This is a genomic window from Chromatiales bacterium (assembly GCA_024234935.1).
Classification (GTDB): domain Bacteria; phylum Pseudomonadota; class Gammaproteobacteria; order Steroidobacterales.
Window position 1 is genome coordinate 38407 of record JACKNI010000001.1, and the last position, 19736, is coordinate 58142.

General features: G+C 63.0%; 14 protein-coding genes. 6 read left to right on the forward strand and 8 right to left on the reverse strand.

Annotated features, from left to right (window positions below):
- Positions 1 to 26 precede the first annotated feature (26 nt).
- Positions 27 to 1445, forward strand: a complete 1419-nt coding sequence (locus H6979_00160; protein ID MCP5138259.1) for an aldehyde dehydrogenase family protein — start codon at positions 27 to 29, stop codon at positions 1443 to 1445.
- Between the two features lie 10 nt (positions 1446 to 1455).
- On the opposite strand, the gene H6979_00165 is transcribed toward H6979_00160, so the two are convergent.
- On the reverse strand, positions 1456 to 4689 hold the full coding sequence (locus H6979_00165) for a TonB-dependent receptor (GenBank protein ID MCP5138260.1): 3234 nt from the start codon (positions 4687 to 4689) through the stop codon (positions 1456 to 1458).
- A gap of 222 nt (positions 4690 to 4911) precedes the next feature.
- Between H6979_00165 and H6979_00170 the strand changes: the two genes are divergently transcribed.
- The 5 genes from H6979_00170 (at position 4912) to H6979_00190 (ending at position 10766) form a co-directional block, all read left to right on the forward strand.
- Entirely contained in the window at positions 4912 to 6825 is a 1914-nt protein-coding gene (locus tag H6979_00170) for a thiamine pyrophosphate-binding protein (protein ID MCP5138261.1), read from the forward strand.
- A 14-nt stretch (positions 6826 to 6839) separates the two neighbouring features.
- Complete coding sequence (locus H6979_00175) at positions 6840 to 7817, forward strand: aldo/keto reductase (GenBank protein MCP5138262.1); 978 nt, start codon at positions 6840 to 6842, stop codon at positions 7815 to 7817.
- A gap of 271 nt (positions 7818 to 8088) precedes the next feature.
- The gene (locus H6979_00180; GenBank protein MCP5138263.1) at positions 8089 to 9021 is read left to right on the forward strand and encodes an IS110 family transposase; all 933 of its coding nucleotides are present in this window, start codon (positions 8089 to 8091) and stop codon (positions 9019 to 9021) included.
- A 106-nt stretch (positions 9022 to 9127) separates the two neighbouring features.
- Entirely contained in the window at positions 9128 to 10105 is a 978-nt protein-coding gene (locus H6979_00185; protein MCP5138264.1) for an ACP S-malonyltransferase, read from the forward strand.
- A 10-nt stretch (positions 10106 to 10115) separates the two neighbouring features.
- Positions 10116 to 10766, forward strand: a complete 651-nt coding sequence (locus tag H6979_00190) for a DedA family protein (GenBank protein MCP5138265.1) — start codon at positions 10116 to 10118, stop codon at positions 10764 to 10766.
- 35 nt (positions 10767 to 10801) lie between these two features.
- On the opposite strand, the gene H6979_00195 is transcribed toward H6979_00190, so the two are convergent.
- Genes H6979_00195 through H6979_00225 form a run of 7 tightly spaced genes read right to left on the reverse strand, consistent with a single transcriptional unit; the run spans position 10802 to position 19696 of the window.
- Positions 10802 to 11599: a ParA family protein gene (locus tag H6979_00195; protein ID MCP5138266.1), complete on the reverse strand. Its 798-nt coding sequence runs from the start codon at positions 11597 to 11599 to the stop codon at positions 10802 to 10804.
- A gap of 17 nt (positions 11600 to 11616) precedes the next feature.
- Positions 11617 to 12021, reverse strand: coding sequence for a methylmalonyl-CoA epimerase (gene mce / locus H6979_00200; protein ID MCP5138267.1), 405 nt, complete (start codon positions 12019 to 12021; stop codon positions 11617 to 11619).
- Positions 12018 to 13037 (reverse strand): methylmalonyl Co-A mutase-associated GTPase MeaB, encoded by a 1020-nt coding sequence (gene meaB, locus H6979_00205; GenBank protein MCP5138268.1) that lies wholly within the window; start codon positions 13035 to 13037, stop codon positions 12018 to 12020. The genes mce and meaB overlap by 4 nt, the downstream gene beginning before the upstream one ends.
- An 11-nt stretch (positions 13038 to 13048) precedes the next feature.
- Positions 13049 to 15034 (reverse strand): acetyl/propionyl/methylcrotonyl-CoA carboxylase subunit alpha, encoded by a 1986-nt coding sequence (locus H6979_00210; GenBank protein ID MCP5138269.1) that lies wholly within the window; start codon positions 15032 to 15034, stop codon positions 13049 to 13051.
- Between the two features lie 28 nt (positions 15035 to 15062).
- Positions 15063 to 16595: an acyl-CoA carboxylase subunit beta gene (locus H6979_00215; GenBank protein MCP5138270.1), complete on the reverse strand. Its 1533-nt coding sequence runs from the start codon at positions 16593 to 16595 to the stop codon at positions 15063 to 15065.
- Between the two features lie 31 nt (positions 16596 to 16626).
- Positions 16627 to 18795 carry a methylmalonyl-CoA mutase gene (gene scpA / locus H6979_00220; GenBank protein ID MCP5138271.1) on the reverse strand — a complete coding sequence of 723 codons (2169 nt, stop codon included), beginning with the start codon at positions 18793 to 18795 and terminating at the stop codon, positions 16627 to 16629.
- A gap of 4 nt (positions 18796 to 18799) precedes the next feature.
- Complete coding sequence (locus tag H6979_00225; GenBank protein ID MCP5138272.1) at positions 18800 to 19696, reverse strand: CoA ester lyase; 897 nt, start codon at positions 19694 to 19696, stop codon at positions 18800 to 18802.
- Positions 19697 to 19736 lie beyond the last annotated feature (40 nt).

Below are 19736 nucleotides of genomic sequence, written 5' to 3' on the forward strand. Positions count from 1 at the left end.
TTTACAAGCATGAGGGGAGCAACAGCATGACCGACTATCGCCAGTTCTACATCGATGGCCAGTGGGTGGATCCACAGCAGCCGCAGGACTGTCCCGTCATCAATCCGGCCACCGAACAGCGCATTGCCACGATTTCGCTCGGCGGCCCGGCCGATGTCGATCGTGCGGTTGTCGCGGCCCGGCGGGCTTTCGAAGCCTATGCGCACAGTACGGTGGCAGAGCGCAGTGCGCTCATCGGGCGCGTGCTCGATGCCTATCGGCGTCGGCAGGATGAAATTGGAGCGGCGATCAGCGAGGAGATGGGTGCGCCACTTGCCTTTGCCCGCCGCTCGCAAGCAGGAATCGGCGCTGCACATCTCGCCACGATGCTCGAAGTGCTGCAGACCTTCCGCTTCAGCGAAGAGCGCGACGGCATGCTGCTGCTGCGCGAGCCGGTCGGCGTGTGCGGGTTTATCACGCCCTGGAACTGGCCGATCAACCAGATCGCCTGCAAGGTGGTGCCGGCTCTGGCGGCCGGCTGCACGATGGTGCTGAAGCCGAGCGAGATCGCACCGCTGTCTGCCAGCCTCTTCGCGGCAGTGATCCACGAAGCAGGCGTGCCGCCGGGGGTTTTCAATCTCGTCCACGGCGACGGGCCGGGGGTGGGGCAGGCGATCGCGGCGCATCCGGACGTCGACATGCTGTCTTTTACCGGCTCCACGCGTGCGGGAATCGCGGTTGCCAGGGCCGGGGCCGATACGGTGAAACGTGTGCATCAGGAACTGGGCGGCAAGTCGCCGTTGCTGATTCTGGATGAGCAGAGTCTGGAAGCTGCCGTGCGCTGGGGGGTGACGGACTGCTTCAGCAACAGCGGCCAGAGCTGTAACGCGCCGAGCCGCATGCTGGTGCCTGCGGCGCTGCACGGGCGGGCCACTGTGCTGGCAAAGGCGGTCGCTGAAGCCATGGTGGTCGGCGATCCCCGTGATGCAGCCACACAGCTCGGCCCGGTCGTGAGCCAGACACAGTTCGACAAGATCCAGCGCCTGATCCAGGCCGGCCTTGATGAGGGCGCCACGCTGGTATGTGGTGGTCCGGGCCGGCCGCCGGGACTGACACAGGGCTTCTATGTACGCCCCACGGTGTTCGCGGCTGTGCGCAATACCATGAAGATCGCCCGTGAGGAAATCTTCGGTCCGGTATTGAGCATCCTGCCGTATGGCGACGAGGCCGAGGCAATCCGTATCGCCAACGATACCCCCTACGGCCTTGCCGCCTATGTGTGGTCTGCTGATCCGGCTGATGCACGGCGCGTCGCCGGCCGGATCCGTGCCGGGATGGTACACATCAACGGCGCGGACCTGCCGCTCAATGCACCCTTCGGCGGCTTCAAGCAGTCCGGCAACGGTCGCGAGTGGGGCGAGTTCGGCCTGGCTGACTTCCTCGAGCTGAAAGTGGTTGTTGCCTGACTCGCCGTCGCTACTCCGAACCGCCGAACTTGTAGCGGGCGCGGATGCCTATGACGCGCGGGTCCGGTGCGAAGGCGGCACGGAACTGCGGCAGCTCGACGGTAACGGTCTTGCCGGGTTCGTAAGGTGCCTGGTCGCCATCGCTGGGGTCGCCGCCTGGATCATCAGAGGGTGGTTCGCGTCCGCTGATGTCGATACCGCTGCCGAGTATGAAGCAGCAGGAGAGGCTGGGGCCGCCGAGTACCGAAGCCACCGTGTCATCGTCAAAGACGTTGGTGACGTAGCCCATGACTTCCCAGTTGCGACCGCGCATGCCGAGACGCAGGTCGACATTGGTATCGGGCTCCACCCAGTTCTCGTTGGTGGCTTCGATATAGCGCCGGGCAACCCACATGAAATCCGTTTCGGCGAAGAAACTCAGGTCTTCAGCCAGCGGCAGGTTGTAGGCGATCGAGCCGGTGAACTTGCCTTCCGGCGCATCCTCGAGTTTTTTGCCATCCAGGCTGACCAGGCAGACGGTGCTCTGTCGGCCCACTTCCTTCATCCTGCAGCTGTTGGCGGCGGAGATGAAAGTGAATGAGGTGTTTTCAACCTCGGCACCCACGTACTGGGCGTCCAGCCAGGTATAGGCACCGTTGAACTGCCAGTTGCCGCCGAGGAAGGTGGCTTCCGGTGCCCAGGTGGCCTCCAGTTCCAGGCCGTAGACTTCAGCGCCGTCCACGTTCTCGAGCTTGTTGACCAGACGGTCACCGACGGTATTGAGCACCGAGACCAGCGTCTGCTTGTCGGTGAAGTCCTGAAAGAAGAACGCGGTGTTCAGTATCAGGGTCCGGTCCAGCCATTGGCTCTTGGCACCGATTTCCCAGACCACCAGCTTCTCCGGCTTGTACTCCAGCAGCTCGCGGTTGAGGCCACTGCTGCCGATACTCAGCGTGGCAAAGCCGCCCGGCTTTTCCGCCCTGGACCATGAGGCGTAGGCGTTCAGGTCATCGTTGACCTGCCAGCTTAGCGTCAGCTTGGGCGAGAACCAGCTGTCGTCCCTGGAGATGCTCGATACGCAGAAGGGGTTGAACATGTCGAAGGGATCGCCGCCGCCGGCATCGAAGTTTGCCAGGCGCTGCTGAACGGCGGGGTCGGCCAGGCAGGTGGCGGGGATGGCTGAACGGTAGGTGTTGCCTTTGAGCGGACCGCTGGTAAACAGATAATCAGGTGCCCAGATGTCGTAGCCGGTGCCGGCCCGGACGGCGTCAGCCGAAACGATGGTGTAGTTGCCGCTGGCATCCCATTGCTGACCGTTATTGGGCGCCTCGAAGTTCGCCTTGCTGTAGAAAGGTCCGTACTGGCCGAACAGGTAGTCATCGGTACAGGGCCGGAAGAAGATGCCGCAGGGTACCCAGCTGCCGGGACCGCCGGAAGCATTCGGGTCGAGGAACAGCGGGCCTGTGACGTCCACCGTCTCGACGCTGTAGCGGCCCTCAAAGGTGCCCTTGATGCTGTCCGTGAACTCGTATTCGACCATGCCGAACAGCGAACGATGATCGGTGTCCCGGTCGGCCGGGCTCACCGCATCCTGAATGTAGCCCTGGATACCGTTGTAGGGCTGACCGTCAGTGTAGTTGAAACCACCACGCGCCAGCGGAGCGACGGCACGCTCTGCATAGCCGTAACAACTGGTGCCGGCCAGATCAGGCCGGGTATCGAACAGACCGAGTTCTTCGAAGGTCTGGCCGGTCACACTTGACCAGGCGCAATGGCTGCCCGAGGCCTGCAAGGTCACCGAATAGGTGTCGTTGTCGACCTCTTCGTTCCAGTACAAGGCACCGATCGTGAGTTGAGTGGGACCATCGAGGTTGGTCCGGTACATGAGTTCCTGGCTGAACTGGGTGGTGGTCTTGTCGGTGTCGACCGTAAATGCGTTCGGGTTGCCGTCGAGGTAGCCGCCACCGGTGAGTGGCGAGATGCTGGCTGGATCCGGGCTGAAAGCGAACTTGCCGTTATCGGCTGATTCAACCGCGTCTTCCTTGATATAGCCGGTGCGGAAGGTCAGCGTGCCCTTTTCCAGTTCCCACTCGCCGATCATCGACAGGCGGATCAGTTGCCGGTCGATGCCCTCGTAATCGTCGTTGGTCCACGGGTTCGGACTGACGGCGATGGCCGACTTGTCGAACTTTCCCGGTGCGCCGTTGAAGCCTGCCACGGCGGTTTCGCAATATGGGCTGCTGTAAAGCACAGGGTTTGGCGCCTGACCGATGGGTACGGTGAGCGTGGGGCCGGCAGGCGTGTAGTTCGGGTCATACAGCCGGTTGTTCCGGTCGACCAGGGCAGTATTCCAGGTCTTGCTGGACAGCCGCTCGAAGCAGCGGAACAGGGCAGGGTGGACGATGCCGCTCACCGGGTCGGTATAAGTGCTGCTTGCCGTCGTGGGTACCACCGTTTCGGTGTTGAATTTCATGAAGGCAGTGGCTGCCGGTCCGGTCTGCTGATCCTGGTATTCAGCCCGGAACTTGAGGCTGAAGGAATCGGTCAGCTGTGACTTGGCGCTGAGCGCGAGGCCGTATCCTTCGTCGTCACCGAGGCTGTGGCCGGTGATGGTGTTGTCGTAAAAGCCCGGTTCGTCCCAGACCGCCGCGTTGAAACGCAGGCCGAGCTTGTCGCCAAACACCGGTCCGCTGAGGCCGAGCGTTGCGCTGTACTGGTCGTCACCGTTGGCATCAGCGGCGACCGTCGCTTCGAATTCATCGGACGGGTCCTTGGTGATGTACTGGATGGCGCCCGCAAAGGCGCTGCGTCCGTACAAGGCCATCTGCGGGCCCTTGACGACCTCGATGCGCTCGATGTCCACGAGTCGCGTGTTGAGCAATACACCGCCGCCCGAGCTGCTGATGGCTTCCGTCGAGACGTCGATGCCATCGACCAGCACGGCGACGTTCTGGCGGCCGCGGGTCGGTGACAGGCCGCGGATGGTGATGCGGGTATCGCTCGTCGAAGCGCCTTCGTCGAATTCGATGGAGGACAGGCCCTTGGTGATGTCGGCGACGCTGCTGATCGCCTTGCGGTCGATTTCTGCCGCGTTGATCGCGTTTACCGCGATGGGGACCTCCTGCAGGCTTTCTTCACGCTTGCGGGTGGTGACGATGACTTCTTCGATCTGTGCCCAGCCGGTGACCGGCAGCGTGAGCAGTGCCGGGCTGCAGGCAAACGATGTGACGACCGCCAGCGTACAGCTGCGACGAATAATGGCCATGGTCTTCCCCCTTCAATCTTCTGCAGGAGCCCGTTGCGGTTGTTGGTCGCCGTGCGGGCAGTGTTATCCGGTCAAAGATAGCCGCTGCAAGTTCCTGTAGCAAAAGGAATCTGCATCATGAGCGTCGTTGACCGTATGTTGACCTGATGTTCACGAACGGATCGCGCTGGGTCTGAATCTAGCATAAGGTCGGCGTCTGTTTTGTCCCTTCAGGAGTCAGGCATGCGCGAGCTGCTGCACCAGTTCATGAACCGCCGGATCTCCCGTCGCAGTTTCAGCAAGGGTCTGGCAGCTCTGGGGCTCAGTGCTGCGGCCGTGGAATCCGTCGTGCATAACATGGCGGCAGCCCAGCAGCCGCCCGCCGCTGAAGGCGTGTCATTTACGGGTACCGGCGCCGAGGTGCTGGTCGAGACACTGCGCGCAGCCGGCGTCTCGTATGTGTTTGGCACCACAGCCACTGGCATGTCGGCATTTTTTGATGCGCTCACCCTGCGGTCGGAACCGCAGATGATTCTCGCCCTGGCGGAATCCCAGGCGACCAGCATGGCGCATGGCTACGAGCTGGCGACCGGCCGGACCTCGGTGCTGATCGTGCCGGGTGTGGCCGTGCCGAGCACCATGAACAACCTCTACAACGCCTGGAAGGATCGTTCCGCGATCCTCGTGCTCGCTGACGGCACCAGCAACTATTTCGAAGGCCGCAATGGCTTTCAGCAGATGGACAACTGGCTGGAGTCCATGGTGGCCTTTACCAAGTGGCGCTGGGAGCTGCGCAACGAACGGCAGATCGCGGAGATGATCCGCCGGGCCATCAAGGTCTCCGGTACGCCGCCGGGCGGGCCGGTGCATGTGCGCATGTCGCTCGACCTGCTGGGCATGAAAAACGTGAAGCAGACGATCTGGCCGCAGGCACGTTTTCAGGCACCTGTGGAAATGCGGCCCAAGCCCGAACTGATCGAGCAGACTGCCCGCCTGCTGATCGAGGCCAAGGCGCCGATGCTGTGTGCAGGAGCCGAAGTGACGCGGGCCGACGCCGGCGATGAGCTGATCAGCCTGGCAGAAATGCTCGGTGCGCAGGTGGCGCAGGGCTACAGCGTATACAGCGACTTTCCGTTCCGGCATCCGCTGTTTGCCGGTTTTTACGGGCTGGGAATTCCGCGTGACCTGGCCAAGACGGATGTCTTCGTCAATCTGGGCGGGCCGATGCCCGATCCGACTGTCTTTGCGCCGCCGCCACCACGTGCGGCGAAGCTCGTCCATGCGCGCATCGAGTTCAGCGAGATCGGCAATACCTATCCGACGGATGTGGCCATCGCTGCCGGCATGAAAGAGACCCTCGTTGCACTCAATGACGCGGTGCGCGGCATGGCAACTGCCGACCGGTTGCAGAAGATCGCTGCCGGACGTCTTGTTGCCGCACGCGAAGCGCAGGCAGCGGCCGACGAGCGGCGCAAGTCGGATGCGCAGGCGTACTGGAATGCAAGCCCGATGTCGTGGCCGCGCGTGTCGGCCGAGCTCGAACTGCAACTTGAACCGGATGCGATCATCGTCCCCGAACTTGACTACAGGTCGCCGTTTTACTGGCTGGATCTGGATCGCGGCAAGAAGCGGCTGATCGGCCAGACGACGGGCTTCGCGCTGGGCTGGGGTATCGGTGCGGCGCTGGGTGTGAAGGTTGCCCGACCGGACCAGCAGGTGGTCTGTCTCGTCGGCGACGGTGCGCTGCTGTTCGGTCAGGTCGAGGCACTATGGACCGCAGCGCGGTACGAGATACCGGTGATCATCGTCGTGATGAACAATCGCAGTTACGATAACGAGCGCAATCGAATCCAGAACAACTCGCCGCTGTTGTCGAACCAGGATACGCGCGATCTGTGGAAGGACGTCAGTTGCTATCTCGGCGACCCGCTGGTGGATTTTTCCGGGCTGGCCAGGAGTTTTTCCATTCCCGCGGAGCGGGCGACCGATCCTGCCGGCTTTCGCAAGGCACTGAAGCGGGCGATCGCCGTGACGCGCGAGGGACGGCCGTATCTGATCGATGCGATGCTGATGCAGCTCGATCGCCGAGGCGTCCGCACCGAGCAGACATGGCATCCACAGCTTTCGATTGCCGCCAACCGAACCCGCAAGGTCTGAACAGGAAAACGCATATGGAATACCGCAATCTGGGCCGCTCCGGTCTGCAGGTCTCCGTCGTCGGTCTGGGCTGCATGCCCTTCGGCATGTCGATAGAGGAAGAGGCCGCAGCCGGTATCGTGCACCGCGCGATGGAGCTGGGCATCAATTTTTTCGATACCGCAGATATCTACGGTGATCGTGGCAAGTCGGAAGTCTGGCTGGGGCGGGCACTCGGCAAGCGCCGGCCGGAAGTCGTGATCGCGACCAAGTTTGCGGGGCCGATGTCCTCGTCCCGGCGCGACATGCAGGGTGGATCGCGCCGCTATATCTGTGCGGCGGTGGAGGCCAGCTTGCAGCGGCTCGGGACCGACTACATCGATCTGTACCAGATGCATTTCCCGGATACGAAGACGCCGGTCGAGGAGACCCTGCGCGCACTTGATGATCTGGTCCGCCAGGGCAAGGTGCGCTACATCGGTCATTCCAACTACGCCGGCTGGCAGCTCGTGGAAGCGGACTGGACGGCAAAGGCACACAACCTCAACGCCTTTGTTTCGGCACAGAATCGCTGGAGCCTGATCACACGCGATATAGAGCGCGAGCTCGTGCCGGCGGCCAGCGCCTATGGCCTCGGCATCCTGCCGTATTTTCCGCTGGAGAGCGGTCTCCTGACCGGCAAGTACCGCAAGGGCGTACCGCTGCCCGAGGGCAGCCGGCTGGCGAAGTGGGGTGCCTTTGGCAGCAGTGCATTTTCCAGTGAGGCCAATCTCGACATCGTCGAAAAATTCAATGCGGTGTGTGACAAGCATGGGATCCGGTTGCTGGACCTCGCCATGGCCTGGCTGGTCAGTAAACCGGTGGTTGCGAGTGTGATTGCCGGTGTGACGAGTATCGCGCAGCTGGAGCAGAACGTTGCTGCGGGTCTCATGAAGTTGCCTGCGGCGGCGATCAGCGAGGCTGAGCAGATCACCGCGCCGCCGGTCGCCGGCTTCGGTCCGCCCCGTCGGTAGGAGTAGAAGCGGCTTCAGCCGCGATCCGGACGCGACACCGGATCGCGGCTGAAGCCGCTTGTGTCTTTCTTCCCGGTTAATCTCAAGGCGAGAGCGGAGTACGGCAGGCCGATGAGCCGGAGTGCTGCGAGCACGTGTAGGAGCGCAGGCCGCCGTACCCCGTACTCCCGCCGTCAAGCCCGAACAGTTGCTCGAGTGTCAGCTCGAAACCGCACAAGCGTGGGCCAGGCGAGAGTGCTCTCAGGGCTGAGTTTAACGCGGGGAGAAGCACATGACAGCGTATGTCGGGATTGATGTGGCCAAGGCCACGCTGGTGCTGTGTCTGCAGCCGGAGGGGCGCACATGGAAGCGACCCAATACACCAGCAGGGCGGGCGCAGGTGGTGGCAGAACTGCAGGCGGTGCAACCGGAACGGATCGCCCTGGAAGCCACCGGTGGCTATGAACGGGCCATCTGGCAGCAGCTGCAAGCCGCTGGGCTGACCGTGGTGCGACTGCAGCCACGACGGGTCAAGGCCTTGGCCCGGGCACTGGGCTGGCAGGCCAAGACGGATCCGTTGGATGCCGCCTTGCTGGCCGAGGCCGCCCGGATCCTGGTGGTGCCGGTGACGATGGCGCCCGATGCGGCGACCGAGGCCTTGCGGGCGCTGGTCGATCTGCGTCGACAACTGGTCAGTCAGCGCGACGACAATCAGCGTCGACTCAAGCAGAGTTCCGCCGTGGTTGCCCAGCGGGTGCTCAACCGGATCAACGCCAGCCTGCAGCGGGAGATCCACCAACTCGACCGCAAGATCAAGGCGCAGCTGGCGGTCACGGCCACCACAGACCTGGCTACAGCGCCAGGCGTGGGACCGGTCTTGCAAGCCACGCTGGCGGCACGACTTCCGGAACTGGGCCGCTTGGGTCGCCGGCAGATCGCGGCGTTGGTGGGCATTGCACCGTACAACGCGGACAGCGGAGCCCATCAGGGTAAACGGCATATCCGTGGTGGCCGCGCTGACCTGCGGCGCGTGCTCTACATGGCTACCTTGGCTTCCATCCGTGCCAACTCGATAATCGCCACGACCTATCGGCAGCTGCTCGCCCGCGGGAAACTCAAGAAAGTGGCCATCGTTGCCTGCATGCGCAAGTTGCTCATCATGCTCAACGCCATGGCCCGCGACCACACCACTTGGGCACCACCGACCCTCTCAGGTGTGGCCTGAAAAAAAGACAGTTGCTCCTACCTCTTCCACACACGGCAGAGGTTGTGGGCCGGAGGCTGCGTCCGTATCCTCTGCCGGCGTTTTGGCTTTCGATCGGGCGAGGTGTATGAGCGACCAGCAACTGATGTTCGTGTTTCCGGGGCAGGGCTCCCAGTATCGGGGCATGGGCAGCGATCTCTATCGCGATTTCGCCACCGCCAGGCAGGTTTATGACCAGGCCAGCGAAGTGCTCGGTTTCGATCTCTGCAAGCTGTCCTTCGAGGATCCGGCCGATGAGATCGGCCTGACCCGCAACACGCAACCCGCACTGCTGACCCACGAGATCGCCTGCCTGAAAGTCTTCACCGAGCTGACCGGCGGGCGTGTACAGCCTGCGCTGGCGGCCGGGCACAGTCTTGGTGAATACAGTGCGCTGGTTGCCGCCGGGGTGCTGGAATTTGCGGATGCGTTGAAACTGGTGCGCCGGCGTGGCGAGCTGATGGGTGAGCACGGCGAAGGTGGCATGCTGGCGCTGACCCTCGATGTCGAGACGGCACGGCCACTGGCCGACCGGCATTACTGCCAGGTCGCGAGCTGCAACCTGCCCGACCAGACGGTGGTCGGCGGCCGCGATGCCGATCTCGACGCGCTGGCCGCGGATCTCGCGGTGCAGATGCCACGCAAGCGCGCCATACGCCTCGCGACCGAGGGCGCATTTCATACCTATTTCATGGTCGCGGCCGCACGCCTGTTCCGCGCCGACCTGGATGCCACGACTTTCTCGGCACCAAAGCTTGGCGTGCTGTCCAACTACACGGGCGGTGTGCATGAGCCTGCACCAGACACGATTCGCACACGGCTTTTCTTCCAGCTCTTCAATCCCGTCAACTGGGTGGGTTGCCTGAATACGGCCATCGCCGCGCAGCTGACCAGCTTTGTCGAGTTCGGTGGTGGTCTCGGCAGCGGTGATGGCCCGGAAAGCAAGCGGCCGAATCTGGAAAGCATCATCCGCAAGACGCTGAAGACGGCGGAGCTTGAGGCCCACCATGTCGCCGCGATCAACAGCGATACCTTGCGGGCGGCAGCCGCCTCGTTCGCTGGCTGAGCGCTGCGGAATGCCCGATCTCATCGCCCAGTTCATCGATATCGCCCTGCACCTCGATGTGCACCTGGATGCCCTGGTCGGCGACTACGGGACCTGGGTGTATGCGATCCTGTTCCTGATCGTGTTCTGCGAGACGGGTCTCGTCGTGCTGCCGTTCCTTCCCGGCGACTCGCTGCTGTTTGCTGCCGGGGCGCTGACCGCTTCCGGGCGTCTGGACTTCAGCCTGCTTGCGCTGCTGCTGATCGTGGCGGCGATACTCGGCAATACGGTCAACTACTGGGTTGGACGGCTGGTCGGGCATGAGCTCAAGTTGCGTTTTCCACGGCTGATACGCCAGGATCATCTGGACAAGACCCACGCCTATTTCGAACGCTACGGTGGCAAGACCATCGTCATCGCGCGCTTTGTGCCGATCGTGCGCACGGTAGCGCCCTTCGCGGCCGGTATCGGGCAGATGAGTCATCTGCGCTACCAGATCTACAACGTGATCGGCAGCCTGCTGTGGGTGCTGTTGCTTGTGCCGGCCGGCTATTTCTTCGCCAACGTGCCCTTCGTGAAGAACAATTTCTCGGTGGTGGTGCTGGGCATCGTCTTTCTGTCGATCCTGCCGGGCATCATCGGCGTGGTTCGCGCGTGGGCCGCACCAAAGCGCGGGATCTGAGATCCGCACGGGACTCCGTGAAACGCAGAGGGGATTCAGGGCATGCCGTCGCGCAGTCCCTGATAGGTGCGCAGGTCGACAATCTCCGCGGACGACAGCCCGGGATCCGGTGACTCGCCGGAATTGAGGATATCCCGGCTGGTGAGCGGTGTATTCAGCCGCTGTTCAAGCCAGCTGGTCAGCGACAACCAGCTGAGCAGGTCCTTCTTGCTGCGCGAACTGTGCATCTCGTGAATGCTGATGCCCTCGTCGGCCGCATGCACATAGTTCTGGCTGTCGCGCAGGGCGCCGATGATGGGAATCTGCAGGCGGTCAAGAAAAGACATGAGCTTCTTGAATCCCAGCGTGTTTTCCCGCACACGGTTGGCTACCACGCCGAGCCGTCCCATGCGTCGGCTGACCTTCGCAACCAGCAACAGGTCAGCGATCAGCCGCGAGGCTGCGTGGATGTCGATCGAAGAGGGCAGGACGGGCACCAGGATTGCGTGCGCTCCGGGCGTGAACTCGGTGAGCTGCGCCGTGGTCATGGCAGCAGGTGTGTCGATCACCAGGTAACGGATCTCGTTTGGCACCCGCAGCTGGAAACTGCGCGTCATTCCCATCCGGGTTTCATAGGCAGCGATGCCGTAAATCGCCGGCTGGTCCTTGGGGCGCTTCTTCAGCCAGCGAATGCTGGACGCCTGCGGATCGAAATCCATCAACGCCGTGGGGCGGCCTATGGACGCCAGGTAGCCTGCCAGGTTGATCGCGAGCGTCGTCTTGCCCGAACCGCCCTTGGGATTCAGGACGACGATCTTGCGCAGCTCGCGATGACTGGGAATGCTCAGTGCCATGGGACTCCGCCTGTTCCTCAGGCTTCTTCTATTTCGACCAGCGTACCGCAAAAATCCTTCGGATGGAGAAACAGGACCGGCTTGCCATGGGCCCCGGTCTTCGGTTCACCATCGCCCAGCACGCGGAGGCCGGCGGCTTTCAGCCGGTCGCGGGCTGCCAGGATGTCTTCCACCTCGTAACAGAGATGGTGCATGCCACCGGCCGGATTGGCCTGCAGAAAGCGCGCAATCGGCGAATTCTCGCCAAGCGGGGCCAGCAGTTCGATCCTGGTGTTGGGCAAATCGACGAATACGGTCGTGACGCCGTGTTCCGGCAGGTCCCGGGGTGCGGACACCCGTGCGCCGAGTGTGTCCCTGTACGTGGCTGTCGCGGCTGCGAGGTCCGCGACCACGATCGCCACATGATTGAGTCGTCCGATCATTTCAGCTTGCCGTCCTTCCAGAAGTTCTGTACCAGTTCCTGCGCAGCGACGCGCGGCGACAGTTTGCCTGCTGCGACCGCCTGTTCCAGCGTCTGCATGCGCGCAGCCGCTGCAGGATCTTCACGGAGCAGTGCGAGCAGGCTCTCGGCCGTTTCACTCCACAGCCAGCGCCGCGCCTGGCTGGCTCGCGCAGCGGTGAAATCACCGCTGGCCTGCATCGTATCCCGGTACTTTTCGATCAGCGTCCAGATCCGGTCGATGCCCCGGCCTTCGAGTGCCGAGCAGGTCTCGACCGGCACCTGCCAGCGTACCGAACGCGGGCGCAGGAACCGGAGCGCGTTGCGGTAATCAGCGGCCGAACGCTCTGCGGCGGTCGCAAGCTCGCCATCAGCCTTGTTGACCACGATGAGATCGGCGAGTTCGACGATGCCGCGCTTGATGCCCTGCAATTCGTCGCCACCACCGGGGAGCAGCAGCAGCAGAAACAAATCGGTCATCCCGGCAACGGCGGTTTCGGACTGGCCGACGCCGACTGTTTCGACGATCACGACGTTGAAGCCGGCGGCCTCGACCAGCAGGATGGTTTCGCGCGTATGGCGTGTGACGCCGCCAAGCGTACTGCCGGCGGGCGACGGGCGAATGAAGGCCTCCACCCGCCGCGACAGGGTTTCCATGCGCGTCTTGTCACCGAGTATCGAGCCACCCGACAGGGCAGAGGACGGATCGACGGCGAGTACGGCGACCTTGTGGCCCTTGTCGATGAGGTGATTGCCGAAGCTCTCGATGAACGTGGACTTGCCGACGCCCGGTACGCCGGAGATGCCGATGCGGATCGACTTGCCGGCCAGTGGCGTCAGGACTTCGAGCAGCCGGTTTGCCGGTTCCCGGTCGTCGGCGCGACTGGATTCAACCAGCGTGATGGCCCGGCCGAGCGCGCGCCGGTCGCCAGCGCGCAGAGCGGCCGCCAGCTTTTCCGGGTCCCGGGTCGAATCGTTGGCCGAAGTCGGAGCCGGCATCGCAGTCAGTCTCAGCCAAATTCAACGATGGGCTGATCGACGACCAGACTCTGGCCCTGTTCGACCAGCACCTTGGCAATGGTCACATCATCAGTGGCGCGCAGACTGTTCTCCATCTTCATGGCCTCGATCACGGCGATTTCCTCGCCGGCCTTCAGTTCCTGGCCCACCGTTGCGGTGAGGCGGACGAGCAGACCGGGCATGGGCGACAGCAGGAACTTCGACAGGTCCGGCGGAGTCTTGGCGATCATCAGGCGATTCAGTGCCGCGGTACGCGGCTCACAGACCAGTGCATCAGTTTGCGCACCGCGGTGGGTGAGCCGATAGCGCACGCCGATGCGGTCGAGTTGCAGGCAGGCCTGCTTGCCGTTGACCTCGACACGCACCAGTGCCTCGCCAAAGCGCCAGGCAGTCAGCACGCGGAAAGTGGTATTTCCCAGACGGACTTCACAGCCATCACCGAGTGACAGCACGGTGACCGGATGCTCGTCCTTGCCGATGCAGACCACGAAGTCGCTGCCAACGCGCCGTTCATGGCTCGGCAGCTGCCCCGACAGCTTCGCCGCACGGCCCATCAGGCGGCGGTGAATCGTGGCGGCCACGACGATGGCCAGTTCCGGGTCGGCCCGTGGCACATCGGCAGTGTGGAATCCGTCCGGATATTCCTCGGCGATCAGGTTGGTGCTGAGCCGGCCTTCACGGAAGCGCGGGTGCGAAATCAGCGCATTCAGAAAGCTGATGTTGTGCGACACGCCGCGGATGTAATAGGCATCGAGTGCCTCGCCCATGCGCTCGATCGCCTGTTCGCGGTTGTCGCCGCTGGTGATCAGCTTGGCAATCATCGGGTCGTAGTACATCGAGACTTCGCTGCCTTCCTCGATGCCGGTATCGACACGCACATGCGTGTTCGCGGCAGGAGGCTGGCAACGGACCAGGCGGCCGATCGACGGCAGGAAGTTGCGGAAAGGGTCTTCGGCGTAGATGCGCGACTCGATCGCCCAGCCGCTGATCTTCACGTCCTTCTGCTTCAGGGGCAGTTTTTCGCCGGCGGCGACGCGGATCATGAGCTCGACCAGATCCAGACCGGTGATGATCTCGGTCACCGGATGCTCGACCTGCAGCCTGGTGTTCATCTCGAGGAAGTAGAAGTTGCGGTCGCGATCGACGATGAATTCCACGGTGCCAGCCGATTCATAGTCCACGGCCCTGGCGAGCGCAACCGCCTGTTCGCCCATGGCCTTGCGGGTTTTCTCGTCCAGAAAGGGCGAGGGGGCTTCTTCGATGACTTTCTGGTGGCGACGCTGGATCGAGCACTCGCGCTCGTTCAGGTACAAGGTGTTTCCCTGTGAGTCGGCCAGTACCTGGATCTCGATGTGGCGCGGCTCCTCGATGTACTTCTCGGCAAACACGCGGCCGTCGCCGAAGCTGGATACCGCTTCGTTGGTTGCGCGCTGAAAGCCGTCCCGGCATTCCTCGTCATTGCGCACCACGCGCATGCCCTTGCCGCCGCCGCCGGCGCTGGCCTTGAGCATCACCGGGTAGCCGATCTCTCGCGCGATCTTCACCGCGTGTTCAGGGCCATCGATGACATCGGTATAGCCGGGAATCGTATTGACGCCGGCCTTCTTGGCCAGTTTCTTCGATTCGATCTTGTCGCCCATCGCGGTGATCGCATGCGGCTTCGGGCCGATGAAGGCCACGCCGATCTTCGCCAGGGCTTCGGCGAAGGCGGTCTTCTCCGAGAGGAAGCCGTAGCCGGGGTGCACGGCTTCGGCGCCGGTGCTCCTGCAGGCCTCGACGATCGTGTCGATCACCAGGTAGCTCTGGGCAGAAGGTGCCGGGCCGATGTGGACCGCTTCGTCGGCCATGCGCACGTGCATCGCATTGCGGTCGGCGTCGGAATACACCGCGACCGTCTTGATGCCCATGGCGCGGGCGGTGCGGATGACGCGGCAGGCAATTTCGCCGCGGTTCGCGATCAGGATCTTTTTGAACATGATTGGCTGAAAACCGTAATGGACTTGTTCAGAGCGGGATGTTGCCGTGCTTGCGCCACGGGTTGTCGAGTTGCTTGTCGCGCAGCATCGACAGGGAGCGGCAGATCCGTGCGCGCGTCCGGCGCGGCATGATCACATCGTCGATATAGCCGCGGCTGGCAGCGATGAAGGGATTGGCGAATTTCTGCCGGTATTCTTCGGTGCGTGCGGCGATCGCCGCCGGGTCGCCGATATCCTTGCGGAAGATGATCTCTACCGCGCCCTTCGGGCCCATCACCGCGATCTCGGCGCTGGGCCATGCGAGGTTGACGTCGCCGCGCAAATGCTTCGAAGCCATCACGTCATAGGCACCGCCGTAGGCCTTGCGCGTGATCAGCGTGATCTTGGGGACGGTGGCTTCAGCGTAGGCATACAGGAGCTTGGCGCCGTGCTTGATGATGCCGCCATATTCCTGTGCCGTACCCGGCATGAAGCCCGGTACGTCGACGAGCGTCAGGATCGGAATATTGAAGGCATCGCAGAAGCGCACGAAGCGCGCGCCCTTGGTCGACGAGTTGATGTCCAGACAGCCGGCCAGCACCATCGGCTGGTTTGCCACCACGCCGACTGTCGAGCCTTCCATGCGGATGAAGCCGATGACGATGTTCTTGGCATACTCCGGCTGCAGTTCGAAGAAATCGCCTTCGTCGGCCAGCTTGACGATCAGTTCCTTGATGTCATAGGGCTTGGCCGGATCCTCCGGGACGAGGCTGTCGAGCGATATTTCTTCGCGGGTCGGCGGGTCCTCGCAGGGCCAGACCGGCGGCTTCTCGCGGTTGTTGGCCGGCAGAAAATTGAAGAAACGCCGCGTGTTCAGCAGCATCTCGACGTCGTTTTCCATCGCCAGATCGGATACACCGGAACGCGAGCTGTGGGTGATGGCACCGCCGAGCTGCTCGGCCGTGACTTCTTCATGGGTTACGGTTTTCACGACATCCGGACCGGTGACAAACATGTAGGCGCTGTCCTTCACCATGAACACGAAGTCGGTAATGGCAGGCGAATAAACCGCGCCGCCGGCACAGGGGCCCATGATCAGCGAGATCTGTGGAATCACGCCGGAGGCCAGCATGTTGCGCTGGAAGACCTCGGCATAGCCGCCGAGCGAGGCCACGCCTTCCTGGATCCGTGCGCCGCCGGAGTCATTGAGACCAATCACCGGTGCACCGACCTTCATCGCCTGGTCCATCACCTTGCAGATCTTCTCCGCATGCGCCTCGGAAAGCGAGCCGCCGAAAACCGTGAAGTCCTGGCTGAAAACGAAGACCAGCCGGCCATTGATTGTGCCGTAACCGATGACGACACCGTCGCCGACGATCTTCTGCTCGGCCATGCCGAAGTCGGCACAGCGATGCTCGACGAACATGTCCCATTCCTCGAAGCTCCCCTCGTCGAGCAGGAGGTCGATGCGCTCACGGGCGCTCAGCTTGCCTTTGGCGTGCTGGGCCTCTATGCGCTGCTGGCCACCACCGAGCCTGGCCAACGCGCGCTTGTCTTGCAGTTGCTGGAGAACGGATTGCATGCATGCACCCTTGTGCTTTTTCTGTGCGGAACTATTTCCGGGCAGCTTGCGCTGACCGGTGCCGGTTGCGGATGAGATCCAGTACTTCAGCCGCAGCCCGTGGAATATTGGTGCCGGGGCCGTAGATTGCGGCCACGCCCGCGGCCTTGAGCATGTCGTGATCCTGTGGCGGAATCACGCCGCCGCATACCACCAGCACATCGCTGGCGCCCTGCGCACGCAATGCCTCAATCAGTTGCGGGACGAGCGTCTTGTGGCCCGCTGCCTGTGACGAAATACCGACGACGTGCACATCGTTTTCGACGGCATGCCGTGCAGCTTCGTCCGGTGTCTGGAAGAGTGGTCCGATGTCCACGTCGAAGCCGATATCCGCGAACGCAGTGGCGATTACCTTGGCGCCACGATCGTGTCCGTCCTGACCCAGCTTGACGACCAGCAGGCGCGGCCGCCGGCCTTCCTCCTGTGCGAAGGCAGCGACCTCGTGCTGGATCCGCGCGAACCCGTCATCGCCTGTATAGGCTGAACCATAGACGCCGCTGATTGAATGAATGATGGCGTGATGCCTCCCGTAGACCTGCTCCAGCGCGTCGGAGATTTCTCCGACCGTGGCGCGCGCCCGTGCCGCAACGACGGCAAGTTCCAGCAGATTGCCGCTGCCCTGTCTCGCTGCCTCCGTCAGGGCGGCAAGGGCAGCGTTGCACGCTGCCGGGTCCCGCGATTTCCGCAGCGTCTGCAGCCGCTTGACTTGCGACTCGCGGACCGCGCTGTTGTCGATGCTGAGTACTTCGATTTCCGGTTCGTCATCGCGCTGATACTTGTTGACACCGACGATGACTTCTTCCCCGCGGTCGATACGCGCCTGGCGGAGTGCTGCCGACTGCTCGATACGCAGCTTGGGCATGCCGGAGCCGACAGCCTTGGTCATGCCGCCGAGCGCTTCGACTTCGTCGATCAGTTTGCGTGCCTCATCGGCCAGCGATGCGGTCAGGCTTTCCACATAGTAGGAGCCGGCCAGCGGATCCACGACGCGGGTGATGCCGGTTTCCTCCTGCAGCACGAGCTGGGTGTTGCGGGCAATATGTGCTGAAAACGGCGTGGGCAGTGCCAGCGCCTCGTCGAACGAGTTGGTATGCAGGGACTGCGTGCCACCCAGCGCTGCAGCCAGCGCTTCCACAGTGGTGCGTATCACGTTGTTGTAGGGATCGCGGCTGGTCAGGCTGACGCCGGAAGTCTGGCAGTGGGTGCGCAGCATCAGGGACTGGTCGTCTGCGGGTGCAAACAGCTTCTGCATGTACTCGGCCCAGAGCAGGCGTGCGGCACGCAGCTTGGCGGCCTCCATGAAGAAGTTCATGCCGATGCCGAAGAAGAAAGACAGGCGCGGCGCGAAATCGTCCACCTTCAGCCCGCTCGCCAGTGCCGCACGAACGTACTCGATGCCGTCGGCCAGCGTGTAACCGAGTTCCTGCACGGCTGTCGCACCGGCTTCCAGCATGTGATAGCCGGAAATCGAAACCGAGTTGTATTTCGGCATGTGTTTCGAGGTGTAGGCGATGATGTCGGCGACGATGCGCATCGAGGGTTCGGGCGGATAGATATAGGTGTTCCGGACCATGAACTCCTTGAGGATGTCGTTCTGCAGGGTGCCGTTGAGTCTGGCCTGCGCAATACCCTGTTCTTCAGCGGCGACGATGTACATGGCCATCACCGGCAGCACGGCGCCGTTCATCGTCATCGATACCGACATGCGGTCGAGCGGGATGCCGTCGAAGAGGATCTTCATGTCCTCGACGGAATCGATGGCAACACCGGCCTTGCCCACATCGCCGACCACGCGCGGGTGGTCGGAGTCGTAGCCGCGATGGGTGGGAAGGTCAAAGGCGATCGACAGGCCGGTCTGCCCGGCAGCGAGATTGTCCCGGTAGAAACGATTGGATTCTTCGGCGGTGGAGAAGCCGGCGTACTGCCGTACGGTCCAGGGCCGACCGGCGTACATCGTGGCGCGCGGGCCGCGTACAAAAGGCGCGAAGCCGGGCAGACTGTCCAGATGTTCGAGGCCGGCCAGGTCCTCGGCCGTATACAGCGGACGCACCGGAATGCCTTCAGGCGTCTGCCACGTCAGGCTGTCCGGATCCTTGCCCTTGCTTTCCCTGGTCGCGAGCTTGTTCCAGTCCTGCCTCGATCGCTTGCCGAAGTCTGCCATTCCATCATCCCGTAGCCGGCGCACGGCTGCGCCGCTTGATTGCAAGATGCAGGGCGAGCACCCGTTGTGCTTCCTCCGCGTGCAGGCCTTCGATCATGCGGCCCTGCATGACCGCTATACCGCTGCCGCGCGCGGCAGCGGCCTCCCAGGCACGGATCAGTTCGCGGGCAGCCTCAAGCTGCGTTTCCGTGACGCCGAAGACTGCATTGGCAGCGTCGATCTGTCCCGGATGAATGAGGCTCTTGCCGTCGAATCCCAGTGCCTTGCCCTGCTGGCAGGCAGTGCGAAAGCCGGGGTGGTCGCCAATATCGGTGAAGACGCCATCGAGTATATCAAGACCCTGTGCCCGGGCCGCCAGGATGCAGTGGCCGAGGGCCTGCAGCAGGCCGCTGCGATCCGGGCCGGGATCGACGCGCAGTCCCTTGGCAAGATCGGCTGTGCCCATCACGATTGTTGCCAGGCGATCACTGCTGGCAGCGATCCGTTCCAGGGCCAGCACGCCACGGGGCGTTTCGGCCATGATCCAGATCCCGAGGCTGGCAGGTGCGCGGAACTTTTCGAGAAGCGTGACAGCCTGCCTGACGGTCTCCGGATCCTCCACCTTTGGCAACAGCACCGCATCGGCCCCGCTGGTCGCAGCGGCGCGCAAGTCGTCGGCACCCCATTCGGTATCGAATCCGTTTATGCGGATCACGATTTCATGATGGCCGAAACCGCCGGCGGCCAGCCGCTCGATGACGGCTTTACGCGCGGCGGGCTTGGCCTCTGGCAGTACGGCGTCTTCGAGGTCGAAAATCAGGCCGTCAGCCGGCAGGCTGGCCGCCTTGGCCAGTGCCTTGGGGTTGGCGCCCGGGACATAGAGTACCGAGCGACGCGGCCGGACTGTGTTCTGCTCATTCATCGGGCCGGCAAGGATACCTTATAGATGCGGATGTCGGCCT